Annotated in this window: 21 protein-coding genes; 12 read left to right on the top strand and 9 right to left on the bottom strand. The window is 40.5% G+C overall.

Features of this window, described 5'->3' with window-relative positions; all coding sequences use genetic code 11:
* Window positions 1-364: 364 nt before the first annotated feature.
* Entirely contained in the window at window positions 365-922 is a 558-nt protein-coding gene (gene gmhB / locus ACJAZP_RS12450) for a D-glycero-beta-D-manno-heptose 1,7-bisphosphate 7-phosphatase (RefSeq protein ID WP_415231069.1), read from the bottom strand.
* Between the two features lie 85 nt (window positions 923-1007).
* On the opposite strand from gmhB, the gene rcsF reads away from it, so the two are divergent.
* Window positions 1008-1391, top strand: coding sequence for an Rcs stress response system protein RcsF (rcsF, locus tag ACJAZP_RS12445; RefSeq protein ID WP_415231068.1), 384 nt, complete (start codon window positions 1008-1010; stop codon window positions 1389-1391).
* A complete protein-coding gene (gene tsaA / locus ACJAZP_RS12440; RefSeq protein WP_415231067.1) occupies window positions 1381-2097 on the top strand; it encodes a tRNA (N6-threonylcarbamoyladenosine(37)-N6)-methyltransferase TrmO in 717 nt (238 codons plus the stop codon). The genes rcsF and tsaA overlap by 11 nt, the downstream gene beginning before the upstream one ends.
* Here tsaA and ACJAZP_RS12435 read toward each other — a convergent pair.
* The gene (locus ACJAZP_RS12435; protein ID WP_415231066.1) at window positions 2066-2632 is read right to left on the bottom strand and encodes a rhomboid family intramembrane serine protease; all 567 of its coding nucleotides are present in this window, start codon (window positions 2630-2632) and stop codon (window positions 2066-2068) included. The genes tsaA and ACJAZP_RS12435 overlap by 32 nt on opposite strands.
* 162 nt (window positions 2633-2794) lie before the next feature.
* Between ACJAZP_RS12435 and ACJAZP_RS12430 the strand changes: the two genes are divergently transcribed.
* The 3 genes from ACJAZP_RS12430 (at window position 2795) to ACJAZP_RS12420 (ending at window position 8015) form a co-directional block, all read left to right on the top strand.
* Window positions 2795-4510 carry a proline--tRNA ligase gene (locus tag ACJAZP_RS12430; RefSeq protein ID WP_415231065.1) on the top strand — a complete coding sequence of 572 codons (1716 nt, stop codon included), beginning with the start codon at window positions 2795-2797 and terminating at the stop codon, window positions 4508-4510.
* Between the two features lie 355 nt (window positions 4511-4865).
* Window positions 4866-5960, top strand: coding sequence for an alpha/beta fold hydrolase (locus ACJAZP_RS12425; protein ID WP_415231064.1), 1095 nt, complete (start codon window positions 4866-4868; stop codon window positions 5958-5960).
* A gap of 513 nt (window positions 5961-6473) precedes the next feature.
* Window positions 6474-8015 (top strand): hypothetical protein, encoded by a 1542-nt coding sequence (locus tag ACJAZP_RS12420; protein ID WP_415231063.1) that lies wholly within the window; start codon window positions 6474-6476, stop codon window positions 8013-8015.
* Window positions 8016-8062: 47 nt separating this feature from the next.
* Here the strand turns inward: ACJAZP_RS12420 and dacB are convergent, their stop codons facing one another.
* Entirely contained in the window at window positions 8063-9505 is a 1443-nt protein-coding gene (gene dacB, locus ACJAZP_RS12415) for a D-alanyl-D-alanine carboxypeptidase/D-alanyl-D-alanine-endopeptidase (RefSeq protein WP_415231062.1), read from the bottom strand.
* Between the two features lie 227 nt (window positions 9506-9732).
* On the opposite strand from dacB, the gene pyrB reads away from it, so the two are divergent.
* The 3 genes from pyrB to rraA all read left to right on the top strand — a co-directional run bounded on the left by pyrB (window position 9733) and on the right by rraA (window position 11830).
* On the top strand, window positions 9733-10668 hold the full coding sequence (gene pyrB, locus ACJAZP_RS12410; protein ID WP_415231061.1) for an aspartate carbamoyltransferase: 936 nt from the start codon (window positions 9733-9735) through the stop codon (window positions 10666-10668).
* Window positions 10669-10677: 9 nt separating this feature from the next.
* Window positions 10678-11133, top strand: coding sequence for an aspartate carbamoyltransferase regulatory subunit (gene pyrI, locus ACJAZP_RS12405; protein WP_415231060.1), 456 nt, complete (start codon window positions 10678-10680; stop codon window positions 11131-11133).
* 184 nt (window positions 11134-11317) lie between these two features.
* Window positions 11318-11830 (top strand): ribonuclease E activity regulator RraA, encoded by a 513-nt coding sequence (gene rraA / locus ACJAZP_RS12400; protein WP_415231059.1) that lies wholly within the window; start codon window positions 11318-11320, stop codon window positions 11828-11830.
* A gap of 76 nt (window positions 11831-11906) precedes the next feature.
* Here the strand turns inward: rraA and ACJAZP_RS12395 are convergent, their stop codons facing one another.
* The 3 genes from ACJAZP_RS12395 to ACJAZP_RS12385 form a co-directional block, all read right to left on the bottom strand.
* Window positions 11907-12140, bottom strand: a complete 234-nt coding sequence (locus tag ACJAZP_RS12395) for a cell division protein ZapB (RefSeq protein WP_415231058.1) — start codon at window positions 12138-12140, stop codon at window positions 11907-11909.
* Window positions 12141-12447: 307 nt separating this feature from the next.
* Complete coding sequence (cysE, locus tag ACJAZP_RS12390; RefSeq protein ID WP_415231057.1) at window positions 12448-13227, bottom strand: serine O-acetyltransferase; 780 nt, start codon at window positions 13225-13227, stop codon at window positions 12448-12450.
* Entirely contained in the window at window positions 13227-14183 is a 957-nt protein-coding gene (locus ACJAZP_RS12385; RefSeq protein ID WP_415231056.1) for a cation diffusion facilitator family transporter, read from the bottom strand. Before ACJAZP_RS12385 ends, cysE begins: the two co-directional genes overlap by 1 nt.
* A 472-nt stretch (window positions 14184-14655) precedes the next feature.
* Between ACJAZP_RS12385 and ACJAZP_RS12380 the strand changes: the two genes are divergently transcribed.
* From ACJAZP_RS12380 to trmL, 3 genes are all read left to right on the top strand, one after another.
* Entirely contained in the window at window positions 14656-15363 is a 708-nt protein-coding gene (locus ACJAZP_RS12380; RefSeq protein ID WP_415231055.1) for a response regulator, read from the top strand.
* A gap of 103 nt (window positions 15364-15466) precedes the next feature.
* The gene (locus ACJAZP_RS12375; RefSeq protein WP_415231054.1) at window positions 15467-16816 is read left to right on the top strand and encodes an ATP-binding protein; all 1350 of its coding nucleotides are present in this window, start codon (window positions 15467-15469) and stop codon (window positions 16814-16816) included.
* 306 nt (window positions 16817-17122) lie between these two features.
* Window positions 17123-17587: a tRNA (uridine(34)/cytosine(34)/5-carboxymethylaminomethyluridine(34)-2'-O)-methyltransferase TrmL gene (gene trmL / locus ACJAZP_RS12370; RefSeq protein ID WP_415231053.1), complete on the top strand. Its 465-nt coding sequence runs from the start codon at window positions 17123-17125 to the stop codon at window positions 17585-17587.
* Window positions 17588-17756: 169 nt separating this feature from the next.
* On the opposite strand, the gene recJ is transcribed toward trmL, so the two are convergent.
* The 3 genes from recJ to xerD form a co-directional block, all read right to left on the bottom strand.
* Window positions 17757-19475 carry a single-stranded-DNA-specific exonuclease RecJ gene (gene recJ / locus ACJAZP_RS12365; protein ID WP_415231052.1) on the bottom strand — a complete coding sequence of 573 codons (1719 nt, stop codon included), beginning with the start codon at window positions 19473-19475 and terminating at the stop codon, window positions 17757-17759.
* A gap of 165 nt (window positions 19476-19640) precedes the next feature.
* Complete coding sequence (dsbC, locus tag ACJAZP_RS12360; protein WP_415231051.1) at window positions 19641-20393, bottom strand: bifunctional protein-disulfide isomerase/oxidoreductase DsbC; 753 nt, start codon at window positions 20391-20393, stop codon at window positions 19641-19643.
* Window positions 20394-20558: 165 nt separating this feature from the next.
* Window positions 20559-21455, bottom strand: coding sequence for a site-specific tyrosine recombinase XerD (gene xerD / locus ACJAZP_RS12355; RefSeq protein ID WP_415231050.1), 897 nt, complete (start codon window positions 21453-21455; stop codon window positions 20559-20561).
* A 56-nt stretch (window positions 21456-21511) separates the two neighbouring features.
* Here xerD and fldB point away from each other — a divergent pair, with 56 nt between their 5' ends.
* The gene (gene fldB, locus ACJAZP_RS12350; RefSeq protein ID WP_415231049.1) at window positions 21512-22030 is read left to right on the top strand and encodes a flavodoxin FldB; all 519 of its coding nucleotides are present in this window, start codon (window positions 21512-21514) and stop codon (window positions 22028-22030) included.
* Window positions 22031-22127 lie beyond the last annotated feature (97 nt).

Genomic DNA, 22127 nt, shown 5'->3' with positions numbered 1-22127 from the left:
GATTTTTTTTGAAATCACATCAACAATAAGTGTCCACACAGATTGTTTGATTAAATTGTTAAAGAGCGTGCCTTTCGGCGAGGTGCGTATATTACGCTACCTACAAACGATGTCAATGATTAATTTGTGTTTTTAATCAACGTGTTACGTTGTTAAAAACCTAATCTCTTTCGTTCTAAGTAACCGGACTGACTTGCGTCTTTCCCGTTTCCGTGGATGCGCATTATAGAGATTTTGTGAACCTTGGCAAGGCTTTATTTGCATAAAATAGACTGTTTTTGCAATTAGTTTTTATACCCTATTTGCAAACAGGTTACCCACAGATTAACTATAGTTACCCACAGGCAGACCCTTAATTTATTAATTACAGCAGCTTAACGATACTATTCAGATCATCAAATACGGCCGTTGCGAGTTTATCGCCTTCTTCTGTGATCGTTTTTCCGGTTCTGACTAAATAGTTTGTTTTTATTCCGGCAGCTAAACCCGCTTGTATATCAGAAACCTTATCTCCTATTAATATTGACTGACCTGCATCTATATTCAAATCTGCAATAGCACTGTTCAGCATGCCAGGCTTTGGTTTACGGCAATCACAATCAATTTTATATTCGCCAATACCCTTTTCTGCATGATGCGGACAATAATAGACTCCGTCTAAATCAACCCCCCTATCTGCTAATGACCAATCCATCCACTCTGTTAAGGTATGGAATTGCTCTTCGCTGAAATATCCCCTTGCGATACCTGACTGATTGGTGATGACAACTAGCAGGTAGCCTTTTTCTTTAAGTACTTTGCAGGCATCAATAACGCCGTCGATGAATTCAAAATCATCACGCTGTGATACATAACCATTATCGGTATTTATTACTCCATCTCGGTCAAGAAAAACTGCACGTTTTCCATTGGCTACTGTCATATTATTTCCTTCTTTGTTTCAGGTTTATTAAAAAATGTTATTATGCCATTCATCGCTAGCCCCTTCTATTTATAAAGAGCATCTTATGTTACGTTTTATTATTATCTCTTTTGCCGCCCTTTTAAGCGCAGCCTGCAGTAACCTTAATTTTTCATCTAATATTGACAAGAAAAATTTTGATGAGTATTTCAAACCCTCACAGGTCACTGTTTACGAAAAATCGCAATTGCAGGATCTTGATTATAAATTCATTGCGGCAGTTGACGGCAGCAGCTGTCAACAAGAGGAAAATGATCGCCCTGCAGATATAAAAGAAGCCCGCACCAATGCCCGTATTAAAGCCGCGGAGATGAAAGCCAACGGCATCGTTTTCCAGTCTTGTTTAACTTTTGAACGCGATGCATCCTGCGTGAGTAATATTATTTGTTATGGCCGCGCATTTGACGTGATACTTTCTGATGGGGAATAACGTGGAGTTTGATTCAATAGCAACTATCCATTCCCCCTATAAAGAGAAGTTTGCAGTCCCCCGCCAACCGGGGTTAGTTCCCAGCGCCAAAGCCGAGTTGGAAATCCTCCCCCCTTACGATGATATTAACGCTTTTTTAGGTTTACAAGAATTCAGTCATTTATGGTTAGTGTTTATTTTCCATAAAAATCGTAATCAGGAGAAATGGAGCCCCACCGTAAGACCACCTCGACTCGGTGGCAACAAACGCTTAGGGGTTTTTGCAACGCGCTCACCCTGCCGTCCCAACCCGGTCGGTTTATCTCTGGTTGAATTTCACGGCATCAAACAAGTTAATGGTAAGATTTTTTTAATGTTGAGTAATATCGATTTAGTAGAAGGCACCCCTATTATTGATATTAAACCCTACATCCCCTATGCAGATGCTAAACCCGAGGCACTAGCAGGCTTTGCCCAGCTACAACCAGAATCATTAATGCAGGTCGAATTTTCAACTCAAGCGCAAAAATCCATTAACTTATTTAAAGATAACAGCCCTGAACTGCAGCAATTGATTATCGAAGTACTGCAACAAGACCCTCGCCCGGCTTATAAAAAGAATAAAGAAGATCCAAAAACCTATGCAGTTCATCTGCTCGACTTTAATATCTCCTGGATTAATACAGGATCGACCACTACCGTGCTCGATGTTGAGCGGCGGGCTTAGCAAAATAATAACCGCTGGCAGCGCCTGCCAGCGCACCGAATAGGTGACTTTCAAATGACACGCCCAATGTTGTTGGAAAAACACCAAAAGCTAATCCGCCGTAAAAAATCAGCATCAGCAGCGAAATAATTAGATGCAGCATTTTTCCTCGAACAAAACCATAAACGATTAAATAACCCCAGAAAGCATAAACTACACCACTCATTCCAATATGTACGCTATTACCCCGTGCGAATAACCACACTAATACGCCCGTAGAGATAATATGGAGGATAAATAATAGCCAGAATCGTTTACTGCCCTGCGCACCAATTAATGTCCCAAACACCATAAAGGGTAAAAAATTACTGAGCAGGTGCAACCAGCTTCCATGCAGAAAAGGCGCAATAAAAATACCGCTGAGATGATCCAAGGACCGGGGTACAATGCCGAACTGATTTAAATCCATCGGTAAGACACTATTTGCAATTAAAACTAGGCCGCAAAGCAGCATGATTGCCGCACTCTGTTTTCCTGCTAATAGATAACGATTCATTGTATTCCTCATAATTTTCCTTTTATTAACATAAAATAGCTGAAAGCCCGGTTAAAATTCAATTATATTTTCTAAATAGATGAAGAAACCTTTAGTAAGAACCTTTCCACTGCTAAAATCAGCGCAATTTAATTACCAACTGTTTATCAATTAGGAACAACTATGCGTACTACCAACTATTTACTTTCAACTCAAAAAGAAGCGCCAAGCGATGCGGTCATTGTAAGCCACCAGCTGATGTTGCGTGCCGGCATGATCCGTAAATTAGCATCGGGTTTATATACCTGGTTACCGACGGGCTTACGGGTTTTACGTAAAGTTGAAACTATCGTACGTGAAGAGATGGAACGAGCGGGCGCTGTTGAAATCTTAATGCCCGTTGTACAACCTGCAGATCTGTGGATGGAATCTGGTCGCTGGGATAAATACGGCGGTGAATTGTTACGTATTAAAGATCGCCATACGCGTGATTTCGTGTTGGGGCCAACACACGAAGAAGTAATAACCGAGCTTGTTCGTAAAGAAGTAAACAGTTACAAACAGTTGCCACTTAACCTTTTCCAAATTCAGACCAAATTCCGCGATGAGACTCGTCCGCGTTTTGGTGTTATGCGTGCGCGCGAATTTACCATGAAAGATGCGTACTCTTTCCATATGGATCAAGAAAGTCTGGAAAAAACATACCAGGATATGTTTGACGCTTATTGCCGTATCTTTGACCGTTTAGGCCTTGAATACCGTCCTGTTCTCGCCGATACCGGCAGTATTGGCGGCAGTGCATCACATGAATTCCATGTACTTGCGCAAAGCGGAGAAGATGCCATCGTGTTTTCAACTGAAGGTGATTACGCAGCTAATATTGAAAAAGCAGAAGCATTAGCACTGGGCAGTGAACTTGCGGCGCCCACCGCTGAGATGGAACTGGTTGATACTCCCAACGCAAAAACTATCGCTGAACTGGTTGCCGAACACGGCATTAAAATTGAAAAAACCGTAAAAACTTTATTTGTTAAAGCGTCCGATGAGGTTGAAGCGAATATTGTCGCGCTTATTATCCGTGGCGATCATGAACTGAATGAAATCAAGGCTGAGAAATTATCTGCTGTCGCCGCTCCGCTTGAGTTCGCCAGCGAAGCTGAAATCAGAGATTTGATTAATGCAGGACCGGGTTCACTGGGCCCCGTTTCTCTACCTGTTGCCTTTATTGTTGACCGCAGCGTTGCGCTGATGAGTGATTTTAGCGCAGGGGCGAACATTGATGATAAACATTATTTCAACATTAACTGGGGCCGCGATGTAGAACTTGGTCAAATTGAAGATCTGCGTAATGTGGTTGAAGGTGATCCAAGCCCTTGCGGTAAGGGAACGCTGTCAATCGCACGTGGTATCGAAGTGGGGCATATTTTCCAACTGGGTGATACTTATACTAAAGCAATGAATGCCGGCGTACTTAACCAGCAGGGTAAAAACCAGATCCTGACCATGGGTTGTTACGGCATTGGTATTTCACGTATTGTTGCTGCAGCCATTGAGCAAAACAATGATAAAAATGGCATTATCTGGAACAATGCACTGGCACCTTTTGCGGTAGTGATTGTTCCCATGAACATGCATAAATCACATCGTGTGGCTGACCTTGCTGAAAAATACTATGCAGAATTACAAGCTGCTGGTATTCAAGTGTTATTTGACGATCGTAAAGAGCGCCCTGGTATTATGTTTGCAGATGCAGAGCTTATCGGCATTCCACATACTTTAGTCATTGGCGATCGCAGTTTGGATAATGGCGTGATTGAATATAAAGATCGCCAGTCAGGCGTAAAACAGGAAGTGGCTATTGATGAGGTTATTAACTTTATCAAAGCTAAACTTGCTTAGTCTTTTCTTATTAACTAATTAAAAAAGTCGCTCTTTTTATTTCGATGCGATCTTTTAAGAAAATCTGCATTATCCTGCAGATAAAAAATCCCCAATCTTGACTAAGGTTGAGGATTTTTTTGTAATTAATAGACACGATGAACCTATACCAAAAGAACTAAAAAGTTGATCACCCTTGCTGATTAAAATCCTACATTATAAGGTATGGCACAAACCCTAGAAACGAAAGCACGCTGGTTTTTTTAATTGTGACAAAAGCTGTTTTAATTTAACCCTGCAAGGGTATTATCTCAGCTAATGCTTTGCGCATAATGGTAGCATCCTATTGATAACCACTTAAGATCACGGATAAAAGATGAAAAAGACTTCTCAACTAAGATTACTGCTACCCTTTTTATTTTTACTTTTTAGCGCATGGAGCTCCGCGGAAAATCACATGGCAAATAATCCCTACGGTTTAACGACTGAAGCACAACTAAGTGATACTTTTAATAAAAAAATAAATACATTTTGGGAGAAAAATGCAATTTCAGGCTCTTTAGCAGGCATTGGTAATAAAAGACTGCATACTATCAGTATTAAAACCGCTAATACGAAAGCGATTGTGATTAGCCAGGGGCGAAACGAGAGTGTCTTAAAGTACAAGGAACTTGCTTTTGATCTTAACCGCCAGGGTTATGATCTGTATTTAATTGATCACCGAGGTCAAGGCTTTTCAGAGCGCTTAGGCGGGGATCAATATCACGGACATGTTGAACATTTCCAGAATTATGTCGATGACCTTAATCTTTATATATTATCCTTAGATTTAGCCAATCAATATCAGCATAATTACCTGTTATCACACTCAATGGGCGGCACTATTGCGGCTTTATACCTTGAACAATATAAGCACCCGTTTCAGGCAGGCATCTTTTTAAGCCCGATGATGTCAATAAATTTAGGTGGCATACCCAATGTTGTTGCCAAGGTATTAACCTCTAGCGGTGCTGCAGTATGCAGCTGGTTTAGTGACCAGGCCTGTTATGTTTTTGGTGGCGAAGAATATAAGCAAAAAACATTCACAGGTAATAACTTAACGTCCAGTGAAGTGCGTTTTAATGCATCACAAAATACTTTTAGTGCATATCCGCAAACCCAACTTGGTGATGCAAGTATGCGCTGGGTTGCGCAAAGCCTTAGCGCTGCGGGGCAGGCGGTCGATAACGCCGATAAAATAAATATTCCAATCCTATTACTGCAGGCTGGAGCCGATAAGGTGGTGACCGCTGCAGGGCAGAATGAATTTTTTAAAAACTTAACCCAGTGTAAAGCGAAACAGTTTCTAACCATAGCGGATGCAAATCATGAGATATATTTAGAAAAAGACCAAGCGCGCTTAGCGGCTTTGAATGCGGCACTTAGATTTTTGAAAGCATCACAACAGGGCGCACTGCGATGTACAAAATAACCGAAAATGTATTATCGTAACAAGTAGACACCATATTGAAGTAAATGATTCATCAGCAAAATCTGACAATGACATAGCATAAGGTATTTGTGATATCGAATTGCCTGATGCGCTACAAATAAACCACTTCACAGATCAAAACTGCTATGCTGACTATCTTTTGGAATGGCATTAGAACGGGCTTTGAGTGCATCACAGCCGACTTGATAAAAGTAATATTGTTGTATGCGCAAGCTTAGTTATTACAAGCAGTTACTAAACCTGTCATAATGACAAACGCTCAGCACGTACTAAAAGATGTACTGCCGAATGTAGAAAAAACGCTTTCATCTAAAGAGCATAGTGTGGCGGTAATGATGGATAGATACTTAGCCTGGCGCTCCCCCATAATACAGAGTAAATATTAATGTTTAATTACAACAATTAAGCCTTTTCATAAAAAGACACCGAATTGTCATGCTTGTGCATATTTATGCACAAGCAGCCGACAATCATTACTGAACTGAGGTTTTTATGCGTTTATTAAGTTTCTTATTGGTAAGTAGTTCTCTATTTTTTAATGCTGCTTGTGTTTCCCCGCCCCTGACTTCGGTACCCACCCCCACACCTGCGGCAGAGACAATTCCCGTTATCAAAGAAGATTTTTCAAAAATATTAGAGAGTAATTTCAGAGGACATTTACGCTTTGAGGATGGTAAGGCTTATTTCAAAGCCTGTGATTCCGAACAAAATTTTCCGGTAAAAATCAATTCTGCATTTAATAATATTTATGAACAAGTCACAGAAAAAAAATTCACCCCTGTGTATCTTGAATTTATCGGTGAAATAACCTTTCCACCAGCAAATACTGCCCAATCGAATGCGCTAATGCGTATAGACACAATTCATCACATGGCACTGCCTAAAGCTTCATTGCAATGTGCGAAAGCAACTCATGGTTTCTTGTTTAAAGCTAAGGGTGATGATCCCTATTGGCGATTAAATATTGATCAAAACAAGCTGCTTTTTGCCACTAAAGCGAGCAATCGCGCTTATCATATTCAAAGTTCACAATTTAATACCACCCAAACAAATCATATTAAAACCAACAATGAACAGGGGGAGAGACTGAGTTTAGAAATTCAGCCCGGCCATTGTTATAATTTAAAAATGAAAGAATATTGGGGTTTTACCGCCAAAGTTGACAGTGTCTGGGGCGAATTCAGCGGCTGTGGAGAACCCGGATGGCCGGTAGATTTTCGTGATGTAAGCGGTTATTACTTAAATACAAGCCCCTTCAAAACAGCCAATTTAACCCTTAATCCAGATTACAGCGTTGAATATCAAGAAAATATTGGAAAAGAGGTGGTTACTAAAACAGGTTTTTGGAAAAGTAATTCTCCAGATCATATTGTGGTGATGCTAACCCAGCAAGGTAAGCAAAAAATACGTGAAGAGCTTATTTTCAAACGTACCGGTGAAACACTTAGCACCGCTAAAATTAACAAAAATAATATTATCACTCTGCTCCCGAAGGCCGAGCGTGTATTCAATAAAATGAACAGTAAAGAAATTAGCTCAAAGAACAACACAAACCGGATTGACCGGGAATTCACTGTGCAGCACATTGATCCGAATTCTGTCATGGATGAAGCACTGCAAAAAGCACTCAATCAATACTTTAAAATTCATCGTACCGATCCAAAAAGCACTAAATTTAACTCGGTTAATTATGATCTTAACGGAGACGGTATTGAGGAAGCGATCGTTATGCTTGACTGGTGTTCAAAGACAGGCTGTGAAATGCTTATTTTTGAGCGTACAGACAGCGGCTATCGTTTCTCAAGCCGCATATCTCAAATACAGGTACCGCTGATAGTTTCCAGTAGTCAGCATTATTTATGGCAAAGTTTACTTGTTGAAAAAAACAAACAGTGGTTAACACTCGATTTTGACGGCATTAGTTACCCGCCCAATACGCGCGCTCTGCCTTCGGTGAATAAACTTGATTTTAGCACTGATATTATTTTATTTAGCCAGGGTAGGCCCAAAAACTGGTTCCCGATAAAAAGCTAATAACCTTATATTTACCTGAAAGAGGGATTGCCCCCCTTCAGGTTTATTCATTCAAAAGGTGAGTTAATTATTTTTTCAAAAAAAGCCTGTTCAAAAATAACAACGGGGGATTTTGTTTGTTTAGTGAGGGCTGTCTCAGGCCAATTATAACCGTTTATCACTAAGGCAAAAAGACGCTCCCCCTGCGTGGTTTTAACAATCCCTAATAAGTTTGCCACACCTTTCATTGATCCTGTCTTTGCAACAATATTACCTTTTAACAAAGGCCCTGCTACTCCCTTATGGTAGTGCAGTGTGCCGTCTACTCCGGCAATCGAAAAACTGTCTAACAATTTTAATTTAGCATCATTTTGGTAAACATATTTAAGCACAGCCATAAACAACTTGGCACTCATTAAATTATGACGGGATAATCCCGAGCCATCGGCCAGATAAGCATTTTCTAAATCAACACCGTGCGCCTGGAGAATTAATTTAAGCGCCTGAGCGCCATTGCGAAAATTTCCTGCGGTTTGAAAATAGGCTGCGCCCAGTGTTTTAAACAGACTATCCGCAATTAAATTATCTGAGTCTTTGAGCATCACTTGCAATAACTTTCCTAACTCAGGGGATTGATGTTTAACTAATACTTGTGAGGCTGCATCTGCTTGCTTGCTTTGTACAAGTTTAACCTTACCCTTTAACTTAATACCTGCTTTTTTTAATTCAGATTCAATAATTTGGCTTGCATATGCAAAGGGATCGTTGACCGAAAAAGCTAACCCTAAGGGGCGATTTCTCGGCACCATGCAGCCCCACAAGTGATAACGATTTTGACTGTTTCGTGTCACTTCTAATGCACAAAATTGCTCATCGCGCTGCTCGGAAGTGACCACATCAACGTCACTGCTTATCTCAACGGGCTCATAACTTGGAATAAACAAACGTGCTTTTTTAGCATCTGAAGTAGATACGCTGAGGTTACCTAATACGCAATTTCTGTTCACAATAATGGCATTGGACGGGGCGGTATAACAAACGCCCAAATCATTCCAGGCCTGACCATCACTCCATTGATAGCCGCTAAAATGAGCCGCATTAATTAAAAAATTACCACTTATTTGCTTAACCCCCATTGCTTTAAAAGATCTCAACATCGCTTTGATATCGGCACGCGAGAAAGTGGGATCGCCGACAAAACGTAGGCGGATATCCCCCTGGTAACTATTATTTTTAATGCGGCTTGGGTTTCCTTCAAGGGTTGTTTGATAGCGAAAATCGTCCCCCAGATATAACTTTGCAGCCGTTGCGGTTAATAACTTCTGCAGGCTTGCCGGAGTACGTAAAATATCCGCATTGGATTGAGCAAGCAATTGATTATTGGCGGGATCCAAGATTAGATAAGAAAGCTGTGTCCCTTTAGGCAATAAAGCATGCAGTGCTGACCATTGATCAGCCAGCAAATTTACCGGCAGCAGAAATAAGCTAAAACACAGAATACGCTTAAACATAAAAACTCCAATTGACAGTGAAGCCGCATCATAACCTCTAATAATAACAAACCCAATTTATACCCAAATTACTTGGACAGGCAGGAATCCGCATCTTCAGGATGTTTGGCTATACACAGTTCAAAAAAAACCTCTATTAGACGACCAAAGCCTTTAAAAAAGGCAGAACTCGCGAGGATCCGGTGGTATAATTTTTTATCGTCACTCGTTACCCATGAGTCAAAAATATGAATAACCCGCTATATCAAAAAAATATTATTTCTATTTCCGATCTTTCTCGCGCTGAACTTGAGCTTATTTTAACAACGGCTCAATCATTAAAACACCATCCGCAACCCGAACTCTTAAAAGACAAAATAATTGCTAGTTGTTTCTTTGAAGCGTCAACACGTACTCGCCTTTCATTTGCAACAGCGGTGCAACGTTTGGGTGGCACCGTGATTGGTTTTGATAACGCTAAAAACACCTCATTGGCACAAAAAGGGGAAACGCTGGCGGACTCGGTTAAAATCATCGCGTCCTATGCCGACGCTTTTTTTATGCGCCACCCGCAGGAAGGTGCAGCACGTTTAGCAGCTGAATTTACCAGTATCCCGGTTATCAATGGCGGAGACGGCTCAAATCAACACCCTACACAAACATTATTAGATCTGTTTACCATTTATGAAACGCAAAATAGACTCGATAACCTGAATATTGCCTTTGTAGGTGATTTGAAATACGGCAGAACAGTGCACTCATTGGCGCAGGCTTTATCTTTATTTAACTGTAATTTCTATTTTATCTCTCCAGAAGCGCTGGCAATGCCCGATTACATACTGGAAGAACTTAATGAGAAAGGCATTAATTATTCCGTGCATAGCAGTATTGAGGAGGTCGTTGATTCACTCGATGTGCTGTACATGACAAGGGTGCAAAAGGAACGTTTTGATGAAACCGAATATCAACATATTAAATCCGCATTTTTGTTAAATGCAGACATGTTAAACAACGTTCGGGAAAACTTAAAAATACTGCATCCATTACCTCGGGTCGATGAAATTAATATCAATGTCGATACGACACCCTATGCTTATTATTTCCAGCAAGCGCAAAATGGCATTTATGCACGACAGGCTTTATTGGCGTTATTGTTAACCAACCATTTTCAAGATCAGGTCTAAGGGTTCATTATGCAAAAGAAATTACAAGTAGAAGCAATTCAACAGGGCTCGGTCATTGATCACATCCCGGTACAACAGGGTGTTAAAATTCTTCGGTTTTTTAACTTAACCCAAACCAATGAAAAAATTACCATCGGCTTAAACTTAGCAACCCACACCGGGCAAAAAAAAGATCTGATCAAAGTGGAAAATACCTTTATCAGCGATGAACAAGCCAATCAACTGGCCTTATTTGCCCCCAACGCGACCATTAATCAGATAAAAGATTTTCAGGTGGTCAATAAGTTTCAGGTACAGCTGCCGGACTCATTTATTGGCGTATTAGTTTGCCCGAACAGTAACTGCATCAGTCATAATGAGCCTGTTGATACACGCTTCTATGTGAAAAAGAAATCCACCCTGAAACTAAAGTGTCATTATTGTGAAAAAACCTTTGATCATTCATTTTTTAGTGAATTAGACTAAGCAGTTATCGCTCGGCTTTTGTGTCAGGAGATAACGCGGATCAACACTGTGCTTTACGCTTCGAGTTGTTTGATTTTTATCACGCAAACTCAAAACTGTTTTTCCCAATGTAAAAACAATATTGTAAATGAACAAGTTAAGTTTATACTCAGTAACATCATACTAACCATAGGCGAGCCTGATAATGCACTACAATACTTCACTTCTTTGCGATATTTACGCTGATACTGTTGATGTTGCCGAACCTCTGCTAACCAATTTTGGCGGACGAAACTCCTTCGCAGGAGAAGTTGTCACAGTCAAGTGTTTTGAGTCAGTCGGTCTGATTTATAAAACCCTTGAAGAAAATGGCATAGGAAAGGTCTTACTGGTTGATGGTGGTGGTTCATTACGACGCGCCTTAGTCAATGCACATATCGCTGAACTTGCTGTTGAAAATGGCTGGGAAGGTATTGTTGTAAACGGTTGTGTCCGCGAAGTGGATCTTCTTGAAGATTTAGATATTGGCATACAGGCAATCACTGCAATTCCCGTGGGAGCTGAAGATACGGAAATTGGAGAGGTTAACTCACCGGTAAACTTTGCCGGTGTGACTTTCCTGCCTGAGGATATTTTATACGCTGACAGTACCGGTATTATTATTTCACCGGAGCCGCTCGATATAGAGGAAGTGGCAGAACTGGAAGAAATAGCTTAGTCCGCAACTTGTAAACAAAAGCCCAATTCATCATAAATCGGGCTTTTAGTTGGCAGTGCTTAGCTTTAGACAATCGTTAACTGACGGTTTCTTCAGCTTGTTCTATTTTACCCACTAATGCACTCAAACGGGATTGCCATTGCTGGTGCTCTTCTGTTAAGCGGATATTTTCTGCCTGCAATTGCTCACTTTTTGCAGCTAAAGTTTGCTTATCTTCTTTCAATTCTTCGACTTCCATTTGCAGTAACGCAATGGTATCTACGGTATTTTGAATTTTATTTTCTAATTGCTCTAAAAGATCCAATGTCATCAACTCTCCCCTTAAAATTATGTATGCTTTCAATTCATTGAGAATAAGCATTCCCGTTTACTTATTCAACTATTGTTTTATATTTGCTGACTATATTATTGCAATATCGAGAAATATATAAGCAGCGATTAGACTTATGCTGTTAATTAAGTGATAAATACTGAAAAACACCATAAACCCGATAAATACAGTCATTATGCACAGGGGAGAAAATATCGCCACACACGCGAAATAGTGGCTTATCATCCGTTATATGCTGTTGCGGTGAATCTTATCTTTCAGCAAACACCGCAATAATATGCGTTTATTAGAGACATTGATCCATCGATAAAGACGGCATCTCACAGGAAGGAATACCGACAATTTTAGCAGGGACTCCTGCGACTGTGGTATGAGCAGGTACTGCGCTTAATACGACACTGCCTGCTCCAATTTTTGCACCCACCCCAATTTCAATATTACCAAGTACTTTGGCACCGGCCCCGATCATCACTCCCTGACGAATTTTAGGGTGGCGATCACCACCCACTTTTCCAGTTCCGCCTAAGGTCACACCTTGTAATAATGAAACATTATCTTCAATAACCGCAGTTTCACCAATCACAATACCCGTCGCATGGTCAAACATAATACCTTTACCGATGGTTGCTGCAGGATGAACATCAACACCAAATAACTCAGAGCTGCGGTTTTGTAAATATAACGCTAATGTTATGCGGTTTTGTTTCCACAGCCAATGAGCAACACGGTGAACTTGAATGGCTTGAAAACCTTTAAGGTAAAGTAAAGGTGTTGAATAATCATTAACAGCCGGATCTCTGTCTTGCACGGCAATAATATCAGCCATGACAGTATTAATGATTTCGGGTGATTTAGTAAATGCTTCATTAATCACTTCACGCAACAAAATACCCGGCATAGTAGGGTGATCCAGACGATTAGCCAGTTGGTAACTTAATGCCGACTTTAAACTATGATGATTTAATATTGTTGAATAAAAAAAACTTGCCAAAATGGGTTCACTGGCAGAATAAAGCAGCGCTTCGTTCCTGATTTTTTCCCATAACTTTTGCTGAGTGACATCCATTAAATATTGTCCTTTTCAGAGGTAATTGGCGAGGTTTCAAATTGTAATTTATCGTTCAATTTTTCTTCATCAACGATTGACAAAGGATCCAGGTGAATAAGAATATCTGCGTGAGGGAAATCCGACTCTAACGCCGCTTCTAACTTATCCGCTTTGATATGCGCTTCTAATAAGCTTTGATTATCATCCAGTTCCAAGTGCAGCTGAATGAATTTTGTATTGCCCGATAATCTCGTCCGTAAATCATGAACCCCGCGCACGCCTTTAATATGATAGGCAGTTTTTATGATTTTTTCTTCATCTGCTTTAGGCAGCTGTTTATCCATTAGAGCATCAATTGACAAACGGCCAATCTGCCACGCGCCATGTAAAATATAAAAACTGACCGCAATCGCAAACACGCCATCAGCCCAGTACCAGCCGTATCCCGCCAATATAAGCGCCAATAATACCGCGCCATTCATGGCAATATCGGTACGGTAATGCAGTGAATCCGCTCTAATCGCCATGCTATCGGTTTTTTTCACAATATAGCTTTGAAACGCAACCAATAAAATAGTAACGATAACAGAGAAGATCATAACACCAATGCCAACACTGGATGCGCTTATTTGATGGCCGTTAACCAAAGCAGAGATACCATTAAACATCAGGTAAACAGAGGTACCGGAAATAAAGGCAGCTTGCGCGAGCCCGGCAAGACTTTCTGCTTTACCATGGCCAAAACGGTGCTCATCATCGGCAGGTTGAAGTGCTATTTTAATCGCTAACAAATTGATAATAGAGGTTGTAACATCCATTAATGAATCAGTCAGGGTGGCTAAAATACTGGCCGATCCCGTCATCACCCAAGCAATCAATTTAACGATAATGAGCAAAGAGGCGGCGAAAATAGCAGCCCGTCCGGCAAGATTAACCAAACGGTTGTATTCTTCTTTTTTGAGATTGTTGGACAAAAATAACACCTATAATATAACAAAAAAATCAGGCAGTTATTATACCCTACCCAGTTATAAATGCGAGTATCAGAGAACCCTCAAAGCGTTAAAATAACCCCTTCAACAGAGCACGTTCGCCCGCCTTAATGTCGACAACATATTTTAATATAATCAATTTTTATCTTTTCAGACCTGCATGTTCAAACAAATCAGGTATAATAGGAAGCCTGACGAATGGGCATGACACCAACTTAACCGCGTAAACAACCGCCCGGCTTAAGAGTTATTATGCAAAAATTGCGTGTGCTATTGTGTAAAGAAACGTAAATAATCATACAAATGCTTAAAAATATTGTCTAATAGTCAGGCAAATAATATGCATTATGTTCTTTCATTTAGTTTTTAATTTGGGAGGTATTTAAATTTTTCCTAAATATATTTTACAGAGCCTCGAGTTATATTATGCCGAGGTACCGGATAAGGCCACAACGTGGAAAAGTTACTAATAATTGATGATGATATTGAGCTTGTTTCTTTACTTGCCGAATTTTTGTCTCTCGAAAATTTTGATGTTGAAACAGCGAATGATGGCGAAGAGGGTTTACAAAAAGCACTTAGTGGCGATTATGAACTGATCCTGTTAGATGTCATGATGCCGCGGATGAATGGCTTTGAAATGTTGACTCTATTACGCCAAAAAAGTGAAATTCCAGTATTAATGCTAACCGCTAAAGGAGATGATCTAAATAAAGTATTAGGGCTTGAGATGGGCGCTGATGATTATCTGGCAAAACCATTTAGCGAACGTGAATTAATTGCACGTATCAGAGCTATTTTACGACGTACTCAATATAAAAATGTTGATCAGTTAGGCAGAATAAATCATCTGGATATTGAACTTTTTCCCGCTCAGCAACAGGCTGTCTGTCAGGGTATTACCATTGAATTAACCGCAACTGAATTGTTGCTATTAGAAAAATTTATTCTTCATCCTGGAGAGTTATTTTCAAAAGCTGAGCTTAGTGAGCAGGTATTAGATAAAAAATTAGAACCTTTTGACCGTAGCATTGATATGCATTTAAGTAACTTAAGACGGAAGTTACCCGCGAGACTTGATGGTAACACTCGGGTTAAAAACTTTAGAGGCCGTGGTTATATGTGGTTAGAGGGTCAACTGAATCTGCAAGGGGTTATTTGACAAACGCTTAGGCCCCGGTATTAAGGATCACCCTTTAATAAAAGAGGATGATCTTAACAATTCAAAAAGTAGGATTAATATCTCCACTTACATAGGATGCATTGTGAATTGGAAGCCGATCAACACCTTATTTATAAAAATATTTTTATCTTTTTGGTTTTTAATCTCATTATTAACCACGGTGTTAATTTCATTTCCTCTCTTAGATAACAGACAACTTCAGAATGTCACCAGCAGTGATTTAGATGATTTAAATCTGGCTCAACAAAATTTGCAAAATTTCGCAGAGCTCCACCCTGAAGCGACGGTCAGAGAATTACTCGAGTATGACCCGGGAACTGATTTTCGTAAGGTCTATTTAACTTATTTTTCCGGAAGTTTCGTCAATAATAGTGCCCCGAGGAAGATGCGCCAGTTTATCTTAGATAGCGATTCAGCCGAGCAGCCCCAGAAAAAAATCACCAGAGAGCTGACTTATTTAGGCCCAATCATATTTAAACACCACCAACAGAGTTATTTGCTGTATTTTTCAGCCCCGAACCAAAAAGACTCATTAGAAGTGATTGAATGGTTAATTGACAATCCTTTTTTATTGCTGCTCACCGCCTTATTTATCAGCACCCCACTTTGCGCAATACTGGCATGGCATTTAACCCAACCACTTCGTCAACTCCAACAAGTGGCCAATCAGGTTGCTCAGGGCGAACTGAATACACCTTTCCCGATCATTAATAATAGTGATGAAATACAAAAACTTGCCGATTCAATGCAGTTAATGGTCATTTTCTTAAAAAACATGCTCAATAACCAACAACGCTTGCTGAGTGATATTTCCCACGAATTGCGCTCGCCTCTAACGCGCTTGGGTCTGGCGCTGGCGATTAGCAAAAAACATTCAGGCACGAGCAAAGAATTTCAACGTATTGAACTTGAAGCGAAACGAATTGAATCAATGATAAGTGAGATGTTAAACCTTTCACGAATCCAATTGAGTCCAATGCAAAAAGAGGATATTGCACTTAATGATTTTTTAGAGGAGCTTTTTTTAGATGCTAAATTTGAAGCAAATGAATATGGAAAAATATTCACCTATCCGCCCTTATCAACCATTAATATCAATCTGTATCCGGAGTTAGCTTACCGCGCTATCGAAAATGTTATTCGCAATGCCATTAAGTATGCGTTGCACAACATAATTGTTGAAATATCAATAAAACCCCAGACCATCATTTTGAGTATTAAAAATGATGGACCGCTGATTCCTGAAAATGAATTGACCAATATTTTCCGCCCTTTTTATCGCTTAAGCGAAGCAAGAGATCGCGGCACAGGCGGGGAAGGCTTAGGTTTGAGTATTGCTGAAAATGCCATGTTTAAACATGGCGGAAAAATTTGGGCGGAAAACATTGATAATCAGGTATGTATGCACTTACAATTCCCTCGCTTTGATTAAGAGCAAAAGAACTAAAAAAGTGATCGCCCTTGCTGGTCAAAATTATTCTTCACTGCGCGGTGAGTTTTATTCAGAACATCCTGTCCTTCACCACTTTGTAGTCAGCTAAAGCTGTTCCATACTATTTTGTGAAGTGAGCATAGCGATCGAATGCAACTCCCGCTTTGTTAGTACTAATTTTTTCTTCGCAATCCTTGATCATTTAATTAGTTATTTTGCTATAAAAAATCAACTCACACCATGAAAAACACGATTTGCAGCGGATATTCCTGTAATAAGACTAAACAAAAAAAATGGCTACCCACTATGATTGAAATAGCACTATTTGAACCTGAAATCCCCCCAAACACAGGCAATATTATTCGACTCTGCGCCAATACAGGTTGTGTTTTGCACTTAATCGAACCTTTAGGTTTTGATTTAGACGATAAAAAAGTCCGCAGAGCAGGACTCGACTACCATGAAATGACCCATGTTTATTGTCATAAAAATTATGCGGATTTTTTACAGGCAGTATCAGGTAAAAGAATTTTTGCTTGTACAACAAAAACAACCACCTTTCATAGTCAGGCAAATTTTCAAGCAAACGATGTCTTACTCTTTGGTCCTGAAACGCGTGGCCTGCCAAGTGAAATTCTCGATGCTTTACCCCTCGAGCAAAAACTGCGAATTCCAATGATGGCAGAAAGTCGCTCAATGAACTTATCTAATGCGGTATCGGTATTCGTCTACGAAGCCTGGCGTCAACTGGATTTTAACGGCGCTGTTTAAAAACGGCTGTTAGCTGACAACTGTCGGCTAACTGCTTGTTATTTCGCTTGTAACACTTCCACCAGCATTTGCACTGTTCTAATTTGGCGACTAAGCTTGGTCTCTATTCGATTTTAACGGTGCGGTTTAAACACGGCTGTTAGCTGACAGGCTGTCGGCTAACAGCTTGTTATTTAGCTTGTAAGACTTCCACCAGCATCTGCACCGTTCTATTGCCTCTAAATTCATTAATCTCCAAACGGTAAACACAATAAACATTTTTCACCATCGGATTTGGCCAGAACTCGATATCAACATTAAAGGCAATCGCCTCAATAGTCTTACCTTCAAACTCTAAGGTCATTTTCAAATGTTTGCTGCCCACCAGACGCTGCTGTAACAGTTTAAACTCGCCATCAAACAGAGGAGGCGGAAAGCCCTGCCCCCAGGGACCAGCATCCCTTAACTCTTGAGCTTGTTCAAGGCTAAACTGCTGGCTATTTAACTGCCCGTCACAAAGGATAATATTGTTTAGCAGGTCATTATCAACCTGTTCTTCAAGTACCCTGTTGATTGTTTGACTAAATAATTCAAAATCAGCCTCCCTTAAAGAGAGCCCTGCGGCCATCGCATGTCCGCCGAATTTTAAAATAACACCGGGTATTTGTTTGTCTACTAAATCGAGCATATCACGAATATGTACACCGGGAATGGAGCGTGCCGATGCTTTAATTTCACCATTATTCGCCTTGGCAAAGGCAAAGGTAGGACGGTAATATTTTTCTTTAATACGCGATGCCACTAAACCTATCACGCCCTGATGCCATTCTTTTTCAAATAAGCAGATCGCATGGGGAATATTATTTTCATCCAGTGACAAACTCGCCAGCGTTTTTAACGCCTCATCCTGCATACTTTGCTCAATCTCGCGGCGCGACTGATTTAAAGCATCCAATTCATTAGCCAGTATATTTGCCTGCTCAACATTTTCGCATAATAATAACTCAACCCCGAAGCTCATTTCATCAAGGCGCCCGGCGGCGTTTAACCTCGGACCTAATGAAAATCCTAAATCACTGGCAACTAACTGGCTTTGGTTTCTTTTAGCAACACTGATTAAAGCGCTGATCCCGACCCGGCAAACTCCCGCGCGAATACGTGCCAAGCCCTGATGGACTAAAGTGCGGTTATTGGCATCAAGCACCACCACATCGGCAACCGTGCCTAGGGCAACGATATCTAGCAATTTTGCTAAATTAGGCGCTTTAAAATGAGTAAAATAGCCTTTGTTTTGCATAAAAGCACGCAGCGCCAGCATCACGTAAAATGCGACTCCGACACCGGCGAGATTTTTACTCGGAAAATCACAGCCAACCTGATTCGGATTAACGATGGCATCAGCTTGCGGTGTTTCGACTCCGGGTAAATGGTGATCTGTAATCAATAGCTTCAGACCTTTATCTTTCGCATGTTTAGCACCGGAGAGACTGGAAATACCATTATCAACGGTCATCAGTACCTGTGCACCCTTGCTAATGGCTAAATCGACGATCTCCGGGCTTAACCCATAACCGTAATCAAAACGATTGGGAATAAGATAATCAATATTGGTAAAACCTAAAGCGCGTAATGCCAAAATACTCAGTGCAGTACTGGTCGCGCCATCTGCGTCAAAATCGCCCACGACTATTATTTTTTGTGAAGTTAACAACGCCTGGTACAAAAGTTCACAGGCCGTGGTGATCCCTTTTAATTGTTGCGCGTGCAGCAAACTTTGGGTGCTGTTATCAAGTTCAGTTGCGCAGCTAATACCGCGATTGATATACAGCTGTGTTAATAAAGGGGAACAGGATAAGTTGATCGAAGCCGAATCTAAAATACTTCGGTTTTTAACTTGGACTGCAGACATAATGGCTACCAGATACGTTTGTAACAGGAATAGATTAAAGAGGCAGGAATCTGCATCTTTAGATGATTTTCTGTAGGGCTTTTTATTGAGTCGCCAATAAACCGCAGATTGCTAAAAGCGCAGTGCAGTTTATTGGACAAACTTGACCAAAAACCCAAGTTTGCTTTATTTTTTATCTAACAGTTGCAGTAAACGCGCGGCGGGCAGGTAACCGGGAGCCAGCGTACCATCTTCTAAAATCAAAGCGGGAGTGCCGTTTATCCCGAGCAAGCGCCCTAGCTGATATTGTTCTTTGACGGTGTTTTCACAGGTTTTAAAAGGAATTTCGCGGCGTTTTTTAGCGCTGTTCATCGCCTCTTTGGGATCATCTGAGCACCATATTGAGACCATAGTACGGTAGGTTGCAGAATCAATACCGGCGCGTGGAAATGCTAAATAGCGAATCGTAATGCCCAATTTATTATAATCTTGCATTTCTGAATGTAATTTCTGGCAGTAACTGCAGGTCGGATCGGTAAAGACGGTAACAACGTGTTTCTCATTCGGCGCTTTATAAACAATCATGTCTTTTTCAAAGGCGCTTATTTTATCGATATTTTTAGCAACATTTGCGCGACTTAATTGGGCTTTTTTCTGTTCGGTAATATTGACCATCTGATTGTCTAAATCGTAAATACTGCCATACAACAAATACTTTGTATCTGCACTAATATAATAAATATCACCATCGGAGGTAACTTCATATAACCCCTCTATGGCTGACTTATTAATCGCATTAACGGGGATCTTAAGGCTTTGCATTTTAGTTGTAATTTGCTCAACCACCGAAAGGGAGGATTCCGATGTCGCTCCAACGGCTGCAAAACTGCTTAATAACAAAGTACAAATAAGCCCTGTTTTTGAAAAAATAGTCGCCATAAAAACCTCATGTTGTTAGTGGAATAAAGAGAGTCTTTCTTAAGAGCTAATTATGCCTAGTAAGGACTGCTTTGTGAAATTTTTAATTTACCATCAATTAATACTAGCTTAAAGTTATCTGCTTGTGGCCATATAGGGCAATGAAGAGTGCACAGTGCGACCGCTTTATGCTCGAGGATGATGCTCCCGATGCAGCTCTTTAATTCTGTCCTGGGCAATATGGGTATATATTTGTGTGGTAGAAAGGTCGCTATGCCCCAATAGCATCTGCACCACACGCAGATCCGCGCCGTAATTTAACAAATGCGTTGCAAATGCATGGCGCAGTACATGCGGGGATAAAGCTTCCTTATCGATGCCGCATAATTGCGCATAAAATTTAATGCGATGCCAAAATGTTTGTCTCACCATCACCGTGCCCCGCCGGCTTGGAAATAATACATCGCTACTTTGACCCCTTAACAGATCCGGCCGCGCTTCTTCTATATAACGATCAACCCAATAGATAGCCTCTTCACCTAGGGGGACCAAACGGGTTTTATTACCCTTTCCGGTGACCCGCACCACCCCTTGTTTTAAATTAATCTCTTCCATCGCCAGCCCGACTAACTCAGAAACCCGCAAACCCGTTGCATAAAGGAGCTCAAGCATGGCTTTATCTCGAAATTGCACGCTGTCCGATAAATCCGGTGAGGCTAATAATCCGTCAACTTCGGATTCTGAAAGTGACTTAGGTAAGGGTTTGATTATTTTAGGACTTTCCAGCTTGGCACTGGGATCATCCGCGCGCATTTTCTCCCGGCATAAATATTGATAATAACGGCGCAGAGCACTCATTAAACGTGCAGTTGATGCATTTTTGTATTCTATCTCTGCGTTCAGGCGATAACTAAAATAATCGATTAAATCGAAGGACGAAGCTGCGTATAAACTCAGCGATTTTGTGGCAAGAAAAGTTTCAACCAAACGTAAATCGTGACGATATGATGCTAATGTATTTTGCGACAACCCTCTCTCTAACCATAATGAATCTAAAAACTGATCTATGCTTAATGCTTCCATTAACGCTTCCTTAACTGTAAATTAACACCGTTTTTTAACCTAATCGGGCGTTATATATGAAAATCGGATTATTTTATGGTTCTAGTACTTGTTATACCGAAATTGCAGCGGAAAAGATTCAAGCAAGTATAGGTGAATCACTTGTTGAGTTATTTAACATAAAAACCACTCCCATTAGCAAGATAAATGATTACGATATTCTTATTTTAGGGATTTCTACCTGGGATTATGGCGAACTTCAGGAAGATTGGGGAGCGCTTTGGGATGAGCTTGAAGCGCTGAATATCAAAGACAAGATTATCGCTTTATATGGTTTAGGGGATCAAGACGGCTACAGTGAATGGTTTCTTGATGCCGTTGGCATGCTGCATGACAAACTGCTACCGCAGGAGCCTATTTTTGTTGGTTACTGGCCAACCACAGGTTATGAATTTATTGCTTCAAAAGCCCTTTTACCCGATCAAAAGCACTTTATGGGATTGGCGCTTGACGAAGACTCGCAATACGAATTAAGCGATCAACGTATTGATGAATGGTGTTTACAGATTTTACAAGAAATACAGCTGTTAGTTTGATGATTCAGCGTTATTCAACGGGATCATAACTGCTTAAAATTTAACTTTAGAGTATAAAATTCATACAATCCGAGCTTAAAAGGCTTTTTTACTACGA

Source organism: Psychromonas sp., assembly GCF_047632955.1.
GTDB lineage: Bacteria > Pseudomonadota > Gammaproteobacteria > Enterobacterales > Psychromonadaceae > Psychromonas.
This window is presented reverse-complemented; position numbering and strand designations above follow the sequence as displayed.

What these genes read in the sequence shown, in the direction of transcription:
- gmhB (WP_415231069.1), bottom strand. Translation starts at nt 922, where the DNA reads ATGACAGTAGCCAATGGAAAACGTGCAGTTTTTCTTGACCGAGATGGA.
- rcsF (WP_415231068.1), top strand. Translation starts at nt 1,008, where the DNA reads ATGTTACGTTTTATTATTATCTCTTTTGCCGCCCTTTTAAGCGCAGCC.
- tsaA (WP_415231067.1), top strand. Translation starts at nt 1,381, where the DNA reads ATGGGGAATAACGTGGAGTTTGATTCAATAGCAACTATCCATTCCCCC.
- ACJAZP_RS12435 (WP_415231066.1), bottom strand. Translation starts at nt 2,632, where the DNA reads ATGAATCGTTATCTATTAGCAGGAAAACAGAGTGCGGCAATCATGCTG.
- ACJAZP_RS12430 (WP_415231065.1), top strand. Translation starts at nt 2,795, where the DNA reads ATGCGTACTACCAACTATTTACTTTCAACTCAAAAAGAAGCGCCAAGC.
- ACJAZP_RS12425 (WP_415231064.1), top strand. Translation starts at nt 4,866, where the DNA reads ATGAAAAAGACTTCTCAACTAAGATTACTGCTACCCTTTTTATTTTTA.
- ACJAZP_RS12420 (WP_415231063.1), top strand. Translation starts at nt 6,474, where the DNA reads ATGCGTTTATTAAGTTTCTTATTGGTAAGTAGTTCTCTATTTTTTAAT.
- dacB (WP_415231062.1), bottom strand. Translation starts at nt 9,505, where the DNA reads ATGTTTAAGCGTATTCTGTGTTTTAGCTTATTTCTGCTGCCGGTAAAT.
- pyrB (WP_415231061.1), top strand. Translation starts at nt 9,733, where the DNA reads ATGAATAACCCGCTATATCAAAAAAATATTATTTCTATTTCCGATCTT.
- pyrI (WP_415231060.1), top strand. Translation starts at nt 10,678, where the DNA reads ATGCAAAAGAAATTACAAGTAGAAGCAATTCAACAGGGCTCGGTCATT.
- rraA (WP_415231059.1), top strand. Translation starts at nt 11,318, where the DNA reads ATGCACTACAATACTTCACTTCTTTGCGATATTTACGCTGATACTGTT.
- ACJAZP_RS12395 (WP_415231058.1), bottom strand. Translation starts at nt 12,140, where the DNA reads ATGACATTGGATCTTTTAGAGCAATTAGAAAATAAAATTCAAAATACC.
- cysE (WP_415231057.1), bottom strand. Translation starts at nt 13,227, where the DNA reads ATGGATGTCACTCAGCAAAAGTTATGGGAAAAAATCAGGAACGAAGCG.
- trmL (WP_415231053.1), top strand. Translation starts at nt 17,123, where the DNA reads ATGATTGAAATAGCACTATTTGAACCTGAAATCCCCCCAAACACAGGC.
- recJ (WP_415231052.1), bottom strand. Translation starts at nt 19,475, where the DNA reads ATGTCTGCAGTCCAAGTTAAAAACCGAAGTATTTTAGATTCGGCTTCG.
- dsbC (WP_415231051.1), bottom strand. Translation starts at nt 20,393, where the DNA reads ATGGCGACTATTTTTTCAAAAACAGGGCTTATTTGTACTTTGTTATTA.
- xerD (WP_415231050.1), bottom strand. Translation starts at nt 21,455, where the DNA reads ATGGAAGCATTAAGCATAGATCAGTTTTTAGATTCATTATGGTTAGAG.
- fldB (WP_415231049.1), top strand. Translation starts at nt 21,512, where the DNA reads ATGAAAATCGGATTATTTTATGGTTCTAGTACTTGTTATACCGAAATT.